This is a genomic window from Kitasatospora sp. MY 5-36, from assembly GCF_001182915.1.
GTDB lineage: Bacteria > Actinomycetota > Actinomycetes > Streptomycetales > Streptomycetaceae > Kitasatospora.
This window is the reverse complement of record NZ_LFVW01000194.1, coordinates 1-18,395: the sequence shown is the minus strand read 5'-3', so window position 1 is coordinate 18,395 and position 18,395 is coordinate 1. Positions and strand designations below refer to the sequence as shown.

The following is an 18,395-nucleotide window of genomic DNA, read 5'->3' as shown; positions in this document are numbered from 1 at the left end:
CCCGAGCGCGTCCGCCAGCTCGGCCACCGCGCCGTTCGGCGAGACGGCCAGCACCTCGTCGACGGCGCGCCCGTCCAGCGCGCGGCGCAGCTCGGCGCGGAAGCCCGGGTCGGCCAGCCGGTCGGCGGTGAGCACCTGGTCGCCGTGGGCGCCGGGCGGCGGCACCACGAAGGCCAGGCTGTCGGCCCGTACGCCGGTCAGCCCGGTGACGTACGCCAGGTACTCCGGGTCGGGGCCGCAGGGCAGCACCAGGACGTCCCCGTCCTCGGCCCACCAGAGCATCCGCTGCGCCCCGCACCCGGCGAACCGCAGCTCCGCCGGCGGCGTCCCGGCGAGGTCCCCGACCATCTCCTCGGTGCGGTTGTTCGCGATGCAGAGCGTCGTCATCTGGTGAACCCTTCCGGCCTTCGCCGCTGTTGCGGCCCTGGTCCCACGTGCGGCACGGGTGTGGCGTGCGCTACCGGTGTAGCGCACCGGGGTTGTTCTGGTTCGGCGCTCGGTCATTGAACAAAAGGCCGAACAACCGGCGGCCCTCCGACCCGCGCCGGTCGCCCCCCGGAGCGGGCACCGCCCCAGCAGGGCGCACCGGCCCCAGGAGTACCGTGGGTGTGCTGTTCGACCGTCCCGGTCCGTCCGACCCGACCGGCCCGGCTCCATCCGCAGAGAGGGTACGAACTCCCATGACCACCACCGTCGCCGCCTACGCCGTGCCGGCCCCCAAGGCCCCGCTGGAACGTACGACCATCGAGCGCCGCGCGGTCGGCGAGCACGACGTGCTGATCGACATCGCCTTCGCCGGCATCTGCCACTCCGACATCCACCAGGCCCACGAGGGCTGGGGCCGGGCGGTCTTCCCCATGGTGCCCGGGCACGAGATCGCGGGCGTCGTCGCCGAGGTCGGCCCCGGCGTCACCGGCTTCGCGGTCGGCGACCGGGTCGGCGTCGGCTGCATGGTCGACTCCTGCCGCACCTGCGACAACTGCCGGGCCGGCCTGGAGCAGTACTGCGACGAGGGCCCGGTGTGGACGTACAACGCCGTCGGCAAGGACGGCCGGCCCACGTACGGCGGCTACGCCAAGACCGTGGTCGTCGACGAGAACTACGTGGTCCGCGTCCCCGAGGCGCTGCCGCTGGACAAGGCCGCGCCGCTGCTGTGCGCGGGCATCACCACCTACTCCCCGCTGCGGCACTGGAACGCCGGCCCCGGGAAGCGGGTCGCCGTGGTGGGCCTCGGCGGGCTCGGCCACATGGGCGTGCAGATAGCCCACGCGCTCGGCGCCGAGGTCACCGTGCTGTCCCAGTCGCTGCGCAAGAAGGACGACGGCCTGCGGCTGGGCGCCGACCACTACTTCGCCACCAGCGACCCGGCGACCTTCCAGAGCCTCGCGGGCACCTTCGACCTCATCCTCAACACCGTCTCCGCGCCGATCGACTTCGCCGCCTACTTCTCCCTGCTGCGCACCGACGGGGCGATGGTCAACGTCGGCCTCCCGGAGGAGCCGCTGGAGGTCGACATCCGGGCGCTGGGCGGCCGGCGCCGCAGCATGAGCTCCTCAGGCATCGGCGGCATCGCCGAGACCCAGGAGATGCTGGACTTCTGCGCCGAGCACGGCGTGGCGGCCGAGATCGAGCTGATCGGCGCCGAGAGGATCAACGAGGCGTACGAGCGGGTCCTCTCCAGCGACGTCCGCTACCGCTTCGTCATCGACACCGCCACCATCTGACGACCGGCCGGGCCGGGCCCCTTCGGAGGGACCGTGCGACCGATCCTGGCCACCGGGGCCGCCGGCCGCGTCGTCCGGCGGCACACCGACCGCTTCACCGGCTGACGACGGCCTCCCGCGGCCCGGACCGCGGGAGGCCGTCGTCAGCTCAGCCGGGGATCAACGCCCCTGGAGGCGCTTGACGTTGTCGCCGAAGCTCCAGCCCTTCGAGCCGTCCCAGTTGATCGACCACGTCATCAGACCCTTCAGCGAACCGCTGAAGGCGTTCCACGCCTGGCCGACCGACCCCGGGTCCATGTAGCCGCCGCCCGCGCCGGGCTGGGCCGGCAGGCCGGGCACCTGCTTGTCGTACGGCACCCTGATGGTGGTGCCCTGGATGGTCAGGCCGTTGTTCAGGCAGGTGGTCTGCGCGGTGAAGCCCTGCACGGTGCCGGCCTGGTAGGAGTCGCCGGAGCAGCCGTACATGCTGCCGTTGTAGTACTGCATGTTCAGCCACCACAGCTGCCCGTTGTCGGCGTACTTCTTGACGATCGGCAGGTAGGCGCCCCAGATCGACCCGTAGTTGACGCTGCCGCCGGTGACGTACGCGGTCTCCGGGGCCATCGTCAGGCCGAAGCCCGCGGGCATCTGGGCCAGCACGCCGTCGATGATGCGGATCAGGTTGGCCTGGGAGGCGGACAGCGTGTTGATGTTGCCGCTGCCGGACAGGCCGGTCTCGATGTCGATGTCGATCCCGTCGAAGTTGTACTTCTTGAGGATCGGGACGACGGTCGCCACGAACTTGTCGGCCACCGTGCTGGAGCTCAGGTCGATGCCCGCGGCGGCGCCGCCGATCGACATCAGGATCGTCGCCCCGGCCGCCTTGGCCTGGCACATCTCGGCGGGGGTCGAGACCTTGACGTTGCTGTCCATGCCGTCCTGCCACAGCACGGTGCCGTCCGAGAGGATCACCGGGAAGGCGGCGTTGATGACGTTGTAGCCGTGTGCGGCCATCCGGCTGTCCGTGATGGGGACCCAGCCCATGCCGGGGTGGACGCCGTTCAGGGCGCCGTCCCAGTTCTCCCAGTAGCCCTGGAGGACCTTGCCCGACGGCTTGGGCTTCGTGGGGCAGGTGTCGCTCGGCGGCGTCGTGGTGGGCGGCGTCGTCGTCGGAGGCGTGGTGGTGGGCGGAGTGCTGGTCGGCGTCGTCGTCGGAGGCGTGCTGGTCGGCGGCGCGGTGGTCGGGGTGGGGCTGGGGCTGCTGCCGCCGGGGCCGGTGAGCACCACGTCGTCCGCGTAGAACGCGGGCTGCCCGTACCAGCCGTGCAGGAAGACGGTCACCGAGGTGGTGTTCGCCCCGGTGGTGAAGCCGACGCTGAGCTGGCTGTACGAGGGGCTGCTCGCCGTCCAGGTGGAGGCGTTGGTGACGCCGGTGCCGGTGGCGCCCAGGTAGACGTAGCTGCCCTGGACGTAGGCGCTCAGCGTGTACTGGGAGTTGGGCTGCACGCTGATGGTCTGGGTGCACTGGGCGGTGTCCTGGCCGGTCGGCGTGGCCTGGAGCGCGGAGGCACCGGAGTGGACCGGGCTGCCGACGGCCGCGCCGGAGCCGCCGAAACAGGTCCAGTCGGAGAGCCCGTTCTCGAACCCGGGATTGGACACCAGGTTGGGGGTGGCGGCGCCGGCCGTGACGGTGCCCGCCACGGCGATGCCGGCGCCGATCACGGCGGCGGCGCTCACCCCGGCGAGGGAGCGCGTCAGGACGCTCGACCCGTGCCGGGCGCGGCCGGTGCGGGGGGCCTGCGACGCGCGTTCCACGGGCGCCTGCTGCGGGCGTGGACGACTCGGCCTTCGACGGAACATGTGGTGCTCCCTTCCCGCCGAGCGCCATGGACATGACCGACGCGTGGGGGCGCGACGCCCGGCTTGGGTGAGGTGGGGGGACATGTGGGGCTGTGCCGGTCCGGATCGTAGGAGGGGCGGCGGGGCCCGTCAATAGGTCTGGACCATTTAAGGTCTGGACCAATCCCCCGGGGAGCGCCGAACCCCCGTACGGTCGGCGCTCCGGGTCGCGGTGGACCTGACGCCGGCCGACGGGGGTCGGCAGGGTGGATCAGACGGCCGGCCCGGCGGTCATCAGCGCCGTGATCTCCTCGGCCAGCTCCGGGCCGAGCTCGCCCCAGCCCTCCTTGTAGCCGTACACGCCGGCCAGGGTGCGGGCCTCGTAGTCGCCGTTCAGGATCTCGATGTCGTCGGCGGTGATGAGCGCCGGGTGGGCGACGCCGACGGCCGACGAGACCTTCATCAGCTCCTTGCGCAGGGTGCGCAGGTAGGCGGCGGCCCGGTCGGCCTTCGACGTCGGGTCCAGGCCGCGGGCGAGCCACGCGTTCTGGGTCGCGATGCCGGTGGGGCACTTGTCGGTGTGGCACTTCTGCGCCTGGATGCAGCCGATCGACAGCATCGCCTCCCGGGCCACGTTGATCATGTCGGCGCCCAGGGCGAAGGCGACCGCGGCGTTCTCGGGCAGGCCGAGCTTGCCGGAGCCGATGAAGGTCAGGTCGTCGGTCAGCCCCAGCTCGGCGAAGGTGCCGTAGACCCGGGAGAAGCCCATCCGGAACGGCAGCGACACCGAGTCGGCGAACATCCGCGGCGCCGCGCCGGTGCCGCCCTCGCCGCCGTCGACCGTCACGAAGTCGACCCCGCGGTCGCCGCGGGCCATCAGCGTGGCGAGCTCCTGCCAGAAGCCCGCCTCCCCCACCGCGCTCTTGACCCCGACCGGCAGGCCGGTCTCGGTGGCGATCAGCTCGACGAAGTCCAGCATCGAGTCGACGTCGCCGAACGCGGTGTGCCGCGACGGGGAGGCGCAGTCCTGGCCGACCGGGATGCCGCGGATCCCGGCGATCTCCGGGGTCACCTTCGCGCCCGGCAGCATGCCGCCCAGCCCCGGCTTGGCGCCCTGGGAGAGCTTGATCTCGATCGCCTTGACGGGGGCGCCGGCGACGACCTCCTTGAGCTTGTCGAGGTTGAAGGCGCCGTTCTCGTCCCGGCAGCCGAAGTACGCCGTCCCGAGCTGGAGGACGAGGTCACCGCCGTTGCGGTGGTACGGCGAGAGGCCGCCCTCGCCGGTGTTGTGCATCGTGCCCGCCAGCGCCGCGCCCTTGTTGAGCGCCGTGACGGCCGCGCCGGAGAGCGAGCCGAAGCTCATCGCCGAGATGTTCACCACGCTGGCCGGCCGGAAGGCCTTGGCGCGGCCGCGCGGCCCGCCCAGCACCTTGGCCGAGGGCAGCGGTGCCTGCGGGTCGTGGGCGTCGGGGAGGGCACCGGCGAAGGTGCGCTGCTTCAGGTAGGCGTGTCCCTGGACGTGCTCGACGTCGACCTCGGTGCCGAAGCCGAAGTAGTTGTTCTCCTCCTTCGCCGACGCGTAGATCCAGGTGCGCTGGTCACGGCTGAAGGGGCGCTCCTCCTCGTTGGAGGTCACGATGTACTGCCGCAGCTCCGGCCCGATCGTCTCCAGGAGGTACCGGGCGTGGCCGACGACCGGGAAGTTCCGGAGGAGCGCGTGCCTCTTCTGGACGAGGTCGCGGGCCGCCAGGACTGCCACCGCTGTCGCGGCGACCGCGCCGATCTTCCGGGCTTGCATGAACGTTCCTCCTAGATGCACGACTCCAGCGTCTGCGGTGGAGTCGTGGTGCCGTGTGGGTGTCGGACGGCGAGCCCCCCGGCCACAGCGGCCAAGCGGGCGGCACCGTCCGTCGGAGAATCCGACACGATGGTAAAAGGCCACCCGAACAGGCAAACGGCCAGGGGGTACGGCTGCCGCTCCGGCGGCGGGCCCACCGCCGGAGGTCGAGCGCCGCGGCGGAGCGAAGAACTCCGCCGCGAACGCCCCTGACTGCCCACCCGGACCTGCCGGTTCAGCCGGAGTCACACCGCCGGACACCCGCCGCGGCGGACGTCAGCCCGGACCCCGTACGGCACCCGGCAGGCGGTCTCAGTAGAACCAGACCGAGAGCCGGGCCGTGGTCGGGGCCACGTCGCAGAAGTAGCTGACCGCCTCCCCGCGGGCCACGTAGGCCCGGCCGGCGGCGTCGCACGCGGCGCCGCTCGGGTACATGCCGATGTAGGTGTATCCGGTCGTCCTCGTCGTGGACGCCTGGGCGGCGGGAGCGGCCGCCAGGCCACCCGCAACCGTCAGCAGTCCGGCCAGGGCCATGGTGGAAACCGCTGTGCGCAATGCCATCTCGGTGGATCCTCCCTCGGGCGAGAACGCCGGAGTCCGCTTCCCGGCGCTCGGCGGCGAGCCTTCCGGAATCCCGGATTCGGGGCAATGGTAGAGACCAATGTGGCAGAAAACAGCCCACCCGCCTGACCCGAACCCGCCTCGTGAACGGCATCCGACCGGCCGTCCGGGCTTGCGCGGCGGCCAGTAGGCACACACGGTGAGTACACGATCAGTCACGCGCGTGGCGCGGGGCGGCGGTGCTCATGGCCCCCCGTCACCGGAAGCCGACCGGAGCACCGGATCCCCCCGCGCACCCGCCCCGATCACCACCCTCGCACCGGTTGGACGGCCAAGCCCCGACCGATCGCTCTCCCCTGGAGGCTCGATGAACACCGTTCCGTCCCGATTCCCGCTGCCCCGCCGCCTGGCCGGGGCCATGGCGCTGGCCTGTGGACTCCTACTGCTCCCGGCCGGTGCACCGGCCCACGCCCAGGGCGTGGTGGACGTGCAGTGCGAAGGCACGTTCACCAGCGAGTTCACGCCCGCGCTGACCAACCAGCCGCAGGACATCAGCGTCACGTCCCAGAACTCCTACGCGACGTGCGAGACGGGCCTTCCCGGGACGAGCGCGACCACGGCCGACGAGCCGGGCGAGAGCTGCGTCAACCTGATCCACACGCTCAACCCCTTCGACGAGACCGTCACCTGGAGCGACCGGAGCACCAGCACCGTGCACTGGACCTCCGTGGAGGACACCGGCACCGCCGCGACCTACACGGGCACCGTCAGCACGGGCCGGTACACGGGCGACACCGCGGTGAAGGTCGTGGACGCCGCCGACCTCACCGGAACCAACCCGGAGCTGTGCCCGGTCGGCGGCGGCACCATCACCGGGGCCAGCGGCCCCACCACCCTCACCCTGACCGCCCTGTGACGACGGCGCCCCGGCCCCGAGTCCTCGACACCACCGTCCCGCCCGGCGCGACCGTCACCGGCGATCCCGGTGCGCGGGCCGTCCGGAGTCACCAGCTGAGGACGAGGTAGCCCCCTCCGCCGCGTTGGCCTGCCTGCCCGGCGGCACCCGGCTCCCCGGAAGCGCCGGGGAAGGCGCTTTTCCCTCCGGGGGTGTCGCCTCCGCCCCCGCCCCGGCCTCCCGCACCGCCGGTGCCGCCCGCTCCGCCGGCGCTCAGTCCGGGAGGCAGGGGAACACCGCCGGTGACGGCAGCGGACCCCTGGCCGCCGGCACCGCCCCCACCAGCGGCGCCACCGATCTCTCCCTTGCCGCCGTGCCTGATGGCGCCGGGCCCCCCGGTGACACCGGGCTGTCCCGCCGCGCCGGTCGCCCCCGGAGCCCCCGCTCCGGGGGCGACCGCCCGGACGCCGCTTCCCTCACAGTGTGAACCGGTCGCCACAGGAGCCCCTCCCGCGCCCGACCCGCCGGGCCCCGCCGTGCCGCCCAGCCCTCCGCCTCCGCCCAGGCCTCCCAGCCCGGCGGGTTTACCGCCACGACCGAAGCCTCCCCCCGTACCACCGCGTGCCTCACCGACCGCCTTGGCGGTGCCGCCCGGGATTCCGTACGGAGCAAGGAGGATGGGGAGAGGACCGCCTCCGAGCCTCGTGAGGTACGTCGACTCGCCTCGGGCCATCGAGACAGCGAGCACCCTGCCGCCCGACACGCCCGCACTGCCCGCATCGCCGCTTCCCAGGAGCCCGCCGGCTTCCCCACCCGGCCCGCCCGCTCCGCCCTGGCCGGGAGAACCGACCACCCGCGTCCGCCCCACCGTGACCAACAGAACGGAACCCGGCGTGACGGTGAGCGTGCACTGAACGTACGAACCCGCGGTTCCCCCTCCGCCGCCGCCCCCACCGGCACCTCCGGCACCTCCTCCGCCCCCACCGCCGCCGGCCCGGTCGTTCGTGGCGAGGGACAGGCCTCCTCCGCCACCGCCCCCTCCGCCACCGGCACCGCCACCGGCGGCCCCGCCCGCCCCGCCCGGACCCCACGCGTAGGCCGTGACCTGGGTGACGCCCGCGGGCACGGTGAACCTTCCGGAGCGCGTGAAGCTCTGCTGGCCCGAGGCCGCGACCGCCTCCGGCGCCGGCAGGCCCAGCGAAACCCCGGCGAGCGTCAACGCGCTGGTGACCGCCACCGAGCGCCAGCCCGCGATCCGGCGCGACCGGCCGGCCGACGCCCCGCACACCGCTCGCCCGCCCCGCCCGCCCTGCACCGCCATGAGCCACTCCCCTCTCCCGCGACGACATCGCGGACACGCACGGGAGTTGACGCACCCGGCATCGCCGTCACCCGCGGTATGCCCTACTCCGTTCGGCCGCAGAGGAGTGTTCGATCGACTTCACCCGAACGAGGGAGCCATGCTCGTGAAGGTGCCGGCCTCGGCGTCGCCGACGGCCCGGAGCAGGCTGCCGCAAATCGCGGGAGGGGCTGTCCCCGAGCGGGACAGCCCCTCCGCGGGCACGGTCGTTTGCGGGCCGCTAGCTGCCGGCCAGCGGGGCCAGGGTGCCCGGATAGAGGTACTGCTGCGGGGGGATCGTCGTGCCGTGGGCCCAGGCGTCGAAGAAGCCCTTGAGGTCCTTGCCGGAGACCTTCGCGGCGAGGGCCTCGAACTGGGGGAAGGAGGCGTTGCCGTAGGCGTGGTCGGCGGTCCAGCGCTTGAGGGTGCCGAAGAACGCGTCGTCCCCGACGGTGCGCCGCAGGGCGTGCATCATCAGCGAGCCCTTGAAGTAGAGGGCCGGGGCGAGTTCCTTGCCCTGGCCGGGGTCGTACAGCTTGGTGGACCAGAACTCCGGCTTGTTCCGGTTCTCCTGGACGGTGGGGGCGTAGAAGCCGGTGTCGAGGTCGCTGCCCTGGTGTTCGTCCCACAGCTGGTTGGCGTACTGGGCGACGCATTCGGCGATGCAGCCGTCGCGCCAGTCGGTGAACGAGACGCTGTCGCCGAACCACTGGTGGGAGATCTCGTGGACCGCGGCGGCGTCCCAGAAGTAGTTGGTGTAGGTGGGCCGGCTCTGGGTCTCCAGGTCCGGCGCGCCGGTACCCGACTCCTTGGTCCAGCTGCGGACGATGGCGCCCGCGGAGGAGAACGGGTACGGGCCGAACCTGGAGGCCAGGAAGGCGATGATCTCCGGCTGCTGGGCCTCGGTCGCCTTGGCCACGTCGTCGATCGGCACGTCCGGGCCGTAGGCGGTGATGACCGGTGTCCCGTCGGGCAGTTCCGAGCGGTGGACGGTGAACCTGTCGATGGCGACGGTGCTGAGGTACGTCGCCATCGGCTTGTCCTCGCGCCAGCGGAAGGTCGTCGAGCCGTCCTTGCCGGTGGTCGGGCCGGGCCGGCCGTTGCCGATGGCCGTCCAGCCGTCGGGGACGGTCGCGGTGAGCGAGAAGGTGGCCTTGTCGGACGGGTGGTCGTTGGACGGGAACCAGGAGGTCGCGCCGTGCGGCTCGCCCATCGCGTTGACGCCGCCGGACACCAGCTGGTGCCAGCCCTCGGGGTCGGGCTTGCCCGCGTACACGACCCGTACGGCGAAGGTGGCGCCGCCGGCCACCCGGCGGGCGGGCTCGATGTCCAGCTTGTGCTCGCCGGAGCGGGAGAACGACCTGGCCGGGGCGCCGTTCACGGTGACCGAGGCGACCTGGAAGCCCTTCAGGTCCAGGGAGAGGCGGTCGAGGGAGCGCAGGGCCCGGGCGGTGACGGTGGTGTCGCCGTCCAACCGGTCGGGGTGCGCCGGGTCGTAGGCGATCCGGACGTCGTAGTTCGCCACGTCGTAGCCGGTGTTGCCGTCCTCGGGGAAGTACGGGTCCCCGATGCCGGCCGCTCCCGCGGGGGCGGCGGTCAGGGCGACGCCGAGGGCGGTGGCGGCCGCGACCAGGGTGGCGGCCTTGCTGCGGTGGTGGCTCAGTGGTGCGCGCATCTGTGGCTCCTGGAGACGACGGGGAATCAGGGTCGGGCCGTGGCAGCGGAGGCGGCGTACTGCCACACCACGCCGATCAGCGCGTTGGTGCTGGTCGCCTGCGTCGCGGGGTCGACGTTGGCGAGGTCGTCGCACGCGCTGTGGAGGCAGTCCGAGACGCCGCTGCTGAAGCCGGACGTCGGGATGCCGGCCTTCCCGAACGACTCGGTGTCGGAGCTGTCCAGCGGGATGTCGAAGGTGGCGAAGCCCCGGCTGCCGAACCAGTTCTCGAAGGCCTTGAAGGCCGCGGCCCCGCCGTTCTTCTCGTCCTTCACCACGAGGTACTGCTGGAGGTTCTTGCTGCCCGCCTGGTCGAGGTTGAGGTACAGGTCGATGGCCTTGCGGTCGTCGGCGGACAGGTTCTTGACGTAGTCCGCCGAGCCGACCAGCCCCGCCTCCTCCGCTCCCCACCAGGCGAAGCGCAGGTGCCGTTCGGGCTTCAGCCCGGCCTTGGCGACCTGGAGGGCGGTGGTCAGGACGGCCGCCGAGCCGGAGCCGTTGTCGTTGATCCCCGGGCCCATCGGGACGCTGTCCAGGTGGGCGCCGGAGAGCAGCACGTGGTCCGGGTCGCCGCCCGGCCAGTCGGCGATCAGGTTGTAGCCGTCCTTGCCGTCGTGGGAGAAGCGGCGCAGCTGCGTCTGGAAGCCGGCCCGGTCCAGCGCCCGCTTCACGTACGCCACCGACTCCGCGTACCCCCGGGTGCCGTGCGCGCGGTTGCCGCCGTTGTGGTCCGCGATCCGTTGCAGGGCCTGGAGGTGCGGCATCACCTCCGCCGCCGTGACGGTCGGCGCGGCGGCGGGAACGGCCGTGGCGGCGGCGGGGGTCGGCCCCTGGGTGGCGGCCGTCGCCGCGACGGCGGGGACGGTGGAGAGCAGCAGGGCCGCCCCGAGGGCGCGGGCGGTGAGGGACACCGGACGGGAGGAGGGCATCAGGCGGGCGCCTTTCGCAGCAGGGTCCGGGGCACGTGCCCCGGCGGATTCCCCCACCCTGGTCCGGAGATGTCAGGAACTTGTCGGGAGGCCGTCCCGAACCGGTGGGGGTGCCCTCCGACGGCGCTTTACGATCATGGTCATGTGCGCACACGTCGTGGTTGCCGAGGACGATCCCAAGCAGGCGGACCTGGTCCGGCTGTACCTGGAGCGGGAGGGTCATCACGTCGTCGTCGTCCACGACGGCCGCTCCGCGCTGGAGGAGGCCCGCCGAGGGCCGACCCAACTCCTGGTCCTCGACGTGATGATGCCCGTCATGGACGGGCTCGACGTCTGCCGCGCCCTGCGCGTCGAATCCGCCGTCCCGGTGCTGATGCTGACCGCCCGCACCGGCGAGGAGGACCTGCTGCTCGGCCTCGACCTCGGCGCCGATGACTACCTCACCAAGCCGTACAGCCCCCGGGAACTCGTCGCCCGGGTCCGCGCCCTGCTGCGCCGCGGCTCCCGACCCCTGCCCCAGTCCCTGCCCCCGGACTCCGCCACGCCCCCGGCCACGCCGACCGCGCCGCCGCCGGGCGTGCTGACCGCCGGGGCCCTCACCGTCGACCCGCGGCGCCACGAGATCACCGCCGACGGACGGCCCGTCAGCTGCACCCCCGGCGAGTTCCGGCTGCTGGAGGTGCTGGCCGCCCAGCCCGGCCGGGTCTTCACCCGCGCCCAGCTGCTGGAGCAGCTGCACGGCATCGACCGGTACATCACCACCCGCACCGTCGACACCCACGTGATGAACCTGCGCCGCAAGATCGAGCCCCAACCACGGCGCCCCACCCGGCTCCTGACGGTCTACGGCATCGGCTACAAGCTCGCCGAGGAGCCGCACGGTGCGTCGTGACGCCCCTCCCCGCCGGACGCTGCTGCTCCGGCTGCTCGCCCTCTCCGCCCTGGTCTCCCTCTGCTCCATCGCCGCGACGGCCTGGCTGACGGCCCGCACCACGACGGGCGCGATCCGGCAGGAGCAGCACCAGGTCCTAGCGGACCAGGTCCGGATCTACCACGAACTGCTCGGCTACGCCGCGACCCACCCCGACTGGACGGGCGCGGAGCCGACCGTCCGGAGGCTCGCGGCCGACACCGGGCAGCGCATCCTGCTGGCCACGCCGCGCTTCGAGCCGGTCATCGACTCGGCGGCGGCCACGCCCGCAGCGGCCCCCTCGGCCACCGCCGCCCCGGACACCGCCGCCGGCCGAACGGCCCTGCCCCGTACGCCCACCACCACCGTCGACCCGCTCTCGGTCGACCTCGCCATGCTGCCCGACGCCCCCGCCGACCGGATCGACGCCCGCGCCGTGGGCCCGTTCCGGATGACGGCCGCCGAGCGCGCCGCCATGGAGGAGGCCGCCCGGACCCGGGCCGACTGCCTGCGGTCGGCCCTGGGTGTCGAGGCGACCGTCACCGACGACGCCGCCGGGCACCCCGTGGTGAACGTCCCCGGCGGCCAGGCCCCCGGCGCGCGCTGCGCCTCGCCGCAGGTGCTGGAAGCGCCGACCCAAACCGAGAGCGCCGCTCTCGCCGACCTCACCGGGCTCGTCAACGCCTGCCTGGAGCGCCAGCGGATCCGGCCCGTCCAGCTGTCCCTGTCGCTGCAGTGGGCCCCGTCCCGCGACCGGGAGCAGGAGCAGGTGGTCTCCGCCTGCCTCGCCAACTCCCGTCGCCAGCAGCTCGTCCGGTACGTGGCTCCGCCCGTGCTGCTGTTCGTCGGCGCGCCCTCCGGCACGGCGGAGCCGGCCCCCGTCCTGTCCGCACCCCACCGCGGCCGGGTCGTGGAGGTCGCCGCGCTGGTGCTGGCCGTCACCGTGGCGATCACCACGGCGGTCGGCCTGCGGCTCTCCCGACCGCTGAACGCCCTCACCCGGGCCGCCCGGCGGATGGCCGACGGGGACCTCTCCGCCCGGGTGACCGCGACCGGCCGGGACGAGATCGCCGGACTCGCCGCCGCCTTCAACGCCATGGCGGAGCGCCGCGAACAGCTGGAGGAGCTGCGCCGCGCGATGGTGGGCGACATCGCGCACGAGCTGCGAACCCCGCTGAGCAACATCCGCGGCTGGCTGGAGGCCGTCGAGGACGGCGTCGTCACCGCCGACGGCGCCCTGACGAGTTCGCTGCTGGAGGAGGCCCTGCTGCTCCAGCACCTGATCGACGACCTGCGGGACCTCGCCGCCGCCGACGCCGGCGAACTCGCCCTGCACCGCGAGCCCGTGGACGCCGAGGACCTGCTCGCCCAGGCCGCCACCGCGCACGGCGCCCTGGCGCAGGCGTCGGGCGTGACCCTGGTCGTCGACACGGACACCGCCACGGCCCGGTACGAGCTGTCCGCCGACCCGGTACGCCTGCGCCAGATGGTCGGCAACCTGGTGGCCAACGCCGTCCGCCACACCCCGGCGGGCGGCACCGTCACCCTGCGGACCCGTCCGGAGGCCGACGCCCTGCTCATCGAGGTCGCCGACACCGGCAACGGCATCGCCCCGGCGGACCTGCCGCTGGTCTTCGAACGGTTCTGGCGGGCCGAGAAGTCCCGCAACCGCCAGAGCGGCGGCAGCGGCCTCGGCCTCGCCATCGTCCGCAAACTCGCCGAACTCCACGGCGGCGACGTCCACGCGGCCAGCACCCCCGGCACCGGCTCGGTGTTCACCGTACGCCTCCCCCGCACGGCGGCCGCCCCACCGGAGCCCCTCACCGGCCGGCGGAGCCACCGCTGAGGGCGCTCGGGCCATCGGGCACGGGTGCACGGCGCGGCGGGGCCGGAGAAGGGCCCGCCGCGCCGGACGCCCCGTCATACCGGGGTAGCACAGCGGACTTGGCACCCCTGGATGACGGCGTCCGCCCCGCCTCGCCCGTACCGTCGCCCGTGTCGAAAGCGACGACGGAAACCGAACGAGGGGGGAAACCACGATGAGCGGGCGAGGACGGGCCGTGGCGGCGGTGCTGCTGGCGGCGACGGTGACGCTGGGCGTGGTCGGCGCACCGGGCGCGGTGGCGGCGTCGGCGCCGGGGCCGGGCGCCGGGCAGCAGGCCAGGGCCTGGCTGCCGCAGCCCACCGGGCCGTACCCGGTCGGCACGACGTCCCTGCAGCTGACGGACGACCGCCGGGACGATCCCTGGAAGCCCGGGCAGCACCGCAAGCTGATGATCAGCCTCTGGTACCCGACCACCCGGGCCGCCACCGGCGACGACCGCGCGCCGTACATGGTCCCCGCCGCCGCCGAGCACTTCGGCAGCGCCGGGAGCGTCGGCCAGAGCGACTACCGGTTCGAGCCCGGCCGCACCGACTGGGCGGGAATCCGCACCCACGCCCGCGCCGACGCGCCCGCCCTCCCCGGTGGCAAGCGGCCCGTCGTGCTGTACTCGGCGGGCTTCGGCGACCCGCGCACCTGGGGCACCGGCCTGGTGGAGGACCTCGCCTCGCGCGGCTACGTCGTCGTCACCGTCGACCACACCTACGAGGCCTCCGAGGTCGCCTTCCCCGACGGGGACCTCGCCACCTCCGTCTTCCCCGCGCTGCTGGCCCAGCCCGGCCTCGACATGAGCGCCCTCCTGCGCAGGATGCTGCAGAGCCGGGTCGACGACACCCGCTCCGTCCTGGACCGGCTCGACGGGCTGCGCCACGACGAGCGGCTGCCGGCCGGCCTCGCCGCCTCCCTCGACCTCGACCGGATCGGCATGGTCGGCCACTCCGGCGGCGGCTCCGCGGCCCTCCAGACCATGCACGACGATCCGCGCCTCAAGGCCGGTGTCAACCTCGACGGCCAGCTGCACTTCTCCAACCCGGACGGCTCCGGGGTCCAACTGCCCCTGCCCACCGCCGCCGAGGACGGCCTCACCCGGCCCTTCCTGCTCATGGGCACCCAGGACCCCGAATCCGGCAGCTACCACCGGCAGCCCGGCTGGGACGCCCTGTGGCGGCACAGCACCGGCTGGCACGCCGACGTGACCCTCACCGGCTCCCGCCACGGCTCCTACACCGACGCGCAGTCCCTGCTGCCCCAGCTCGCCCGCCAGGGCGCGATCAGCGGGCCGGACCTGACCGGCGCCGTCGGCGACGTTCCCCCGGACCGCGCGGTGCTGGCCACCCGCTCGTACGTCGCGTCGTTCTTCGACCGCTGGCTGCGCGGCCACGACGACCACCTCCTGGACGGCCCGTCGCCGCGCTTCCCCGAGATGGTCTACGAGCGGTAGCGGCCGCCCCGGGTGCCGGGGGCGGGCCGGTCAGAGCACCTCCCGTAGCGCGGCCGCGAAGGCGGCGGCGTCCGGGAAACCGATCGCCGGCTGCTCCCGCAGGGCCTGGTCGACCACCTCGGCGAGGCGGCGCGGGAGGTGCGGCGCCACCTCCCGCAGCGGGGTGGCCGGGGTCTGCAGGACGACCTGCCATGGGTCGGCGCCGGGCGGGAACGGGCGGGGGTAGCGGCCGGTCAGCATCCTGTAGAGGCAGGCGGCCAGTCCCCAGACGTCCACCTCCGGGGTGGCGTAGCGGAAGTTGACGATCTGTTGGCGGGGCATGCAGGAGGGCTTGCCGGCCGTGGTGCCGGTGCGGGTCAGGCCGCTGAGGCCCGCCTGGTCGAAGGCCTTGGCCAGGCCGAAGTCCGCCACCTTCGCCACCGGTCGGCCGTCCGGCCCGTGGTCGAGCAGCAGGTTGCCCGGGCTGAGGTCGCGGTGGACCACGCCGGCCGCGTGGGCGTGGGCCAATCCGGCCAGCGCCTGGAGGGCGAGCGGTACTGCCTCGTCCGCCGGCAGTCGCCCGCCGCGTCGGCCCAGCAGGTCCTCCACGCTGCCGCCGCGGCAGTACTCGAGGGTGAAGAAGAAGGTGCCGCCGGCGAACCCGACCTCGTGCAGGGTGACGATGTTCGGGTGGTGCAGGGTGCGGGTGACGGCGACCTCGCGCAGGAACAGGGCCCGCGCCCGGGTGCTCGCCGCCACCTTGGGCAGCATTAGTTTCAGTGCCACCTCCCGGCCCGTCCCCCGGTGGCGGGCCAGGTGGACGGTGCCCATCCCGCCGCGGCCGAGCTGGGCCGACAGTTCGTAGTCGGCGAGCGAGGCGACGGCCCCGCCGCCCTGGCGGGCCAGGGCGAGCAGTTGCCGCAGCACCATGCCGGGCTCGGCCCGGCAGGTCGCGCAGACGTAGCTGCCGTCCCGGCCGTCGGCCTCGTCCGCCGTGTCCCGGCCGCAGGCGGCGCAGCGGGCCGGTCGCAGGCGCAGGGTGGGGGCGGACCGGCCGACCCGGAAGACGGTGTCGCCGATCCGGATCTCGTCGCCGTCGGCCAGGTCGTGCTCGGGGAGGTCGAGTGCCGCGCCCTCCTCCGGGCTCTGGTTCCGGGCGCGCTGGCCGATCTTCCTCCCGTTGACGTACGTCCCGTTGAGGCTGCCGAAGTCGCGGATCCGGATGTCGGGCGGGTTGATGTCGAGCAGGCAGTGGTGCCGGGAGACGGTGCGGTGGCGCTCGTCGTCCGGCAGCCGCGGCATGCACTCGGCGGCGCGGCCGAGCAGGCAGGTGGTGCGCTCGGTGAAGACGTGCTCGTCGCCGGTGCCGGGACCGCCCACCTGGTGCAGGACGACCGTGGCCTCGCTCATGCGGGCCGCCCCGGGCCCTGCTCCGCCATCCGCGTCAGGTGCCGCTGCGCCTTCGCCGATCCCCGTCGGGCGGCCTGCCGGTACCACTCGGCGGCCCGCTCGGGCGAGCCGGCCTCCAGCAGTTCGCCGAGGTTGAGCATGCCCATCGGCTCGCCCGCCTCGGCCGAGCGACGGAACCACTCCTGGGCCTCGGCCACCCGGTCGCTGTAGCGCAGGACGGTGCCCAGGTTGTTCATCGCCTGCGGGTGCCCCTCGTCGGCGGCCCGCCGGTACCAGAGCTCGGCCTCGGGCTCGCGTCCGGCCTCCTGCACCAGGTACGCCAGCGAGTACATCGCCTCCGCGTTCTTCTTGTCGGCGGCGGCCCGCAGCCACCGCTCGGCCTCGGCGGTGCGGCCCGCCTCGGACAGCAGCACGCCCAGGATGTACGCGGCCTGGTCCTCGCCCTGTTCCGCCGCTCCGTGGAACCACCGCTCGGCGTCGGCCAGGCGGTTCTCGTCGACGGCGCGGAAGCCGGCGCCGACCATGGCGGGAGCGCAGTCGAGTTCGGCGGCGCGCTGCTGCCAGGACGCGGCCTCGGCGGCCCGGCCGGCCTTCCCCAGCACCACGGACAGGTTGTGCATGGCCAGCGGTTCGCCGAGCTCGGCGGCGCGGCGGAACTGCTGTTCGGCCTCGGCGTCACGGCCCTCGTCGAGCAGCCGGGCCCCCAGACGGATCAGGGCCTCGGCATCGCCGGACCGCGCCTGCCGCTCCTGCCGGGCGACCCGGCTGTCCAGCTCCGGGTCGCCGCTCAGCTCCATGATCGCCCGGGTCAGCGGCGCCAGGTCGTTCCCGGCCTTCCCGGACGCCTTCGCAGACGCCTTCTCGGACGCCTTCTTGTTGCGCTTACGGCCGAACCACACGACGGCCTCCCCTCTCTCCTCGACGCTCCCGTAATGATTGCCGACGGACCGCCAGCTCCCAGTCCAGGCACCAGAGTTGAACGGAACCGTCACCGCGGACGCACACCGCCGAGCCGCCGTCCGGGCCCGGTTCGACCCCGGAGAAGCCGGCCGGACGGCCGGCCAGCACCCGCAGGCAGCGGCCGGTGCCGAGCTCCCACACCCGCAGCGCGCCGTCGTCCTCGCCGAGCGACAGCACGAACCGCCCGTCCGGGCTCAGTCGGAGCGCCCCGGTGCCGCCCGGCTGGTCGTCGAGGACCCGCAGACAGGCCCCGGTGCGCAGGTCCCAGACGCGGATCGCGCGGTCCTGGCCGCAGCCGGAGACCAGCAGTCCGCGGTCGGCGTCGACCAGCAGCTCGGTCACGTTGGCGGTGTGGCCGTGGAACTCCCGCAGGCGGCGGCCGGTGGGGACGTCCCAGAGCCCGATGGAGTGCTTCGGGCCCGCGGTGACGGCGGTGCGCCCGTGGGGGGAGAGCCAGAGCGCGGGCCCCCAGAGGTTGGGCCCCCGGCCGTGGTCGCCCTCCAGGGTCCGGCGGCAGGCGCCGGTGGCCGTCTCGAACAGCCGGATCCCGTCGTCGGCGCCACGGGCCAGGACGAACCGCCCGTCCGCGGTGAACGAGGCCGTCCCCGCGCCCAGGGCGAGCCGGGCCGCAGTGAGCCGGGCACCGGTCGCCGCGGACCAGGAGCCCAGGGTCCCGTCGCCGCCCGCGAACAGCACCGTCCGGCCGTCACCGGTGAAGCGGAGCCTGCCGTGCACCCGCGACAGGCCCTCGATCAGCGGCCCGCGCTCACCGGTCTCCGCAGCGAGCAGCTGGATGCCCCCGGACACCCGGACGGCCACCGTCCGGCCGTCCGGTGCCAGGGCCGGCGCGCCCCAGGCGCCGTCGTACAGCACCCGGGCGGGCCAGGCCGCCCGCAGTCCGGTGCGGGTCACCCGCCGGTCGCGGGCCAGCTCCTGCCAGGCGGTCAGCACCCGGGGATCGCGCTCGTGGCCGGGCAGGGCCCGGGCCCGGGTCAG

The 18,395-nt window shown here is 73.9% G+C and carries 13 protein-coding genes and 1 pseudogene; 5 read left to right on the top strand and 9 right to left on the bottom strand.

The window, feature by feature from the left end; all coding sequences use genetic code 11:
* A pseudogene (locus AE652_RS14370) lies at positions 1-387 on the bottom strand (hypothetical protein); the annotation flags it as partial.
* 293 nt (positions 388-680) lie between these two features.
* On the opposite strand from AE652_RS14370, the gene AE652_RS14365 reads away from it, so the two are divergent.
* Positions 681-1,724: an NAD(P)-dependent alcohol dehydrogenase gene (locus AE652_RS14365; protein WP_049651744.1), complete on the top strand. Its 1,044-nt coding sequence runs from the start codon at positions 681-683 to the stop codon at positions 1,722-1,724.
* Positions 1,725-1,883: 159 nt separating this feature from the next.
* Here the strand turns inward: AE652_RS14365 and AE652_RS14360 are convergent, their stop codons facing one another.
* From AE652_RS14360 to AE652_RS14350, 3 genes are all read right to left on the bottom strand, one after another.
* Positions 1,884-3,518 carry a carbohydrate binding domain-containing protein gene (locus AE652_RS14360; RefSeq protein ID WP_234348379.1) on the bottom strand — a complete coding sequence of 545 codons (1,635 nt, stop codon included), beginning with the start codon at positions 3,516-3,518 and terminating at the stop codon, positions 1,884-1,886.
* A gap of 295 nt (positions 3,519-3,813) precedes the next feature.
* On the bottom strand, positions 3,814-5,340 hold the full coding sequence (locus AE652_RS14355; RefSeq protein ID WP_049651742.1) for an FMN-binding glutamate synthase family protein: 1,527 nt from the start codon (positions 5,338-5,340) through the stop codon (positions 3,814-3,816).
* Positions 5,341-5,691: 351 nt separating this feature from the next.
* A complete protein-coding gene (locus AE652_RS14350) occupies positions 5,692-5,940 on the bottom strand; it encodes a hypothetical protein (RefSeq protein WP_049651741.1) in 249 nt (82 codons plus the stop codon).
* A gap of 367 nt (positions 5,941-6,307) precedes the next feature.
* On the opposite strand from AE652_RS14350, the gene AE652_RS14345 reads away from it, so the two are divergent.
* Complete coding sequence (locus AE652_RS14345) at positions 6,308-6,856, top strand: hypothetical protein (RefSeq protein ID WP_049651740.1); 549 nt, start codon at positions 6,308-6,310, stop codon at positions 6,854-6,856.
* A gap of 1,559 nt (positions 6,857-8,415) precedes the next feature.
* On the opposite strand, the gene AE652_RS14340 is transcribed toward AE652_RS14345, so the two are convergent.
* Both AE652_RS14340 and AE652_RS14335 read right to left on the bottom strand, forming a co-directional pair.
* Positions 8,416-9,849: a M1 family metallopeptidase gene (locus AE652_RS14340; RefSeq protein WP_049651739.1), complete on the bottom strand. Its 1,434-nt coding sequence runs from the start codon at positions 9,847-9,849 to the stop codon at positions 8,416-8,418.
* Between the two features lie 26 nt (positions 9,850-9,875).
* Positions 9,876-10,817, bottom strand: a complete 942-nt coding sequence (locus AE652_RS14335; protein ID WP_049651738.1) for a M20/M25/M40 family metallo-hydrolase — start codon at positions 10,815-10,817, stop codon at positions 9,876-9,878.
* A gap of 142 nt (positions 10,818-10,959) precedes the next feature.
* On the opposite strand from AE652_RS14335, the gene AE652_RS14330 reads away from it, so the two are divergent.
* From AE652_RS14330 to AE652_RS14320, 3 genes are all read left to right on the top strand, one after another.
* Positions 10,960-11,709 (top strand): response regulator transcription factor, encoded by a 750-nt coding sequence (locus AE652_RS14330; RefSeq protein ID WP_049651737.1) that lies wholly within the window; start codon positions 10,960-10,962, stop codon positions 11,707-11,709.
* The gene (locus AE652_RS14325; protein WP_049651736.1) at positions 11,699-13,573 is read left to right on the top strand and encodes a cell wall metabolism sensor histidine kinase WalK; all 1,875 of its coding nucleotides are present in this window, start codon (positions 11,699-11,701) and stop codon (positions 13,571-13,573) included. Before AE652_RS14330 ends, AE652_RS14325 begins: the two co-directional genes overlap by 11 nt.
* Before the next feature lie 193 nt (positions 13,574-13,766).
* Positions 13,767-15,050, top strand: coding sequence for an esterase (locus tag AE652_RS14320; RefSeq protein WP_049651735.1), 1,284 nt, complete (start codon positions 13,767-13,769; stop codon positions 15,048-15,050).
* A gap of 30 nt (positions 15,051-15,080) precedes the next feature.
* Here AE652_RS14320 and AE652_RS14315 read toward each other — a convergent pair whose 3' ends face one another.
* The 3 genes from AE652_RS14315 to AE652_RS14305 all read right to left on the bottom strand — a co-directional run.
* Entirely contained in the window at positions 15,081-16,439 is a 1,359-nt protein-coding gene (locus AE652_RS14315; RefSeq protein WP_049651734.1) for a protein kinase, read from the bottom strand.
* Positions 16,436-17,338 carry a tetratricopeptide repeat protein gene (locus AE652_RS14310; protein WP_049651733.1) on the bottom strand — a complete coding sequence of 301 codons (903 nt, stop codon included), beginning with the start codon at positions 17,336-17,338 and terminating at the stop codon, positions 16,436-16,438. Before AE652_RS14310 ends, AE652_RS14315 begins: the two co-directional genes overlap by 4 nt.
* Positions 17,322-18,395: hypothetical protein (locus AE652_RS14305; protein WP_049651732.1), on the bottom strand; the 1,074-nt coding region annotated here is incomplete at its 5' end. The genes AE652_RS14310 and AE652_RS14305, both read right to left, overlap by 17 nt.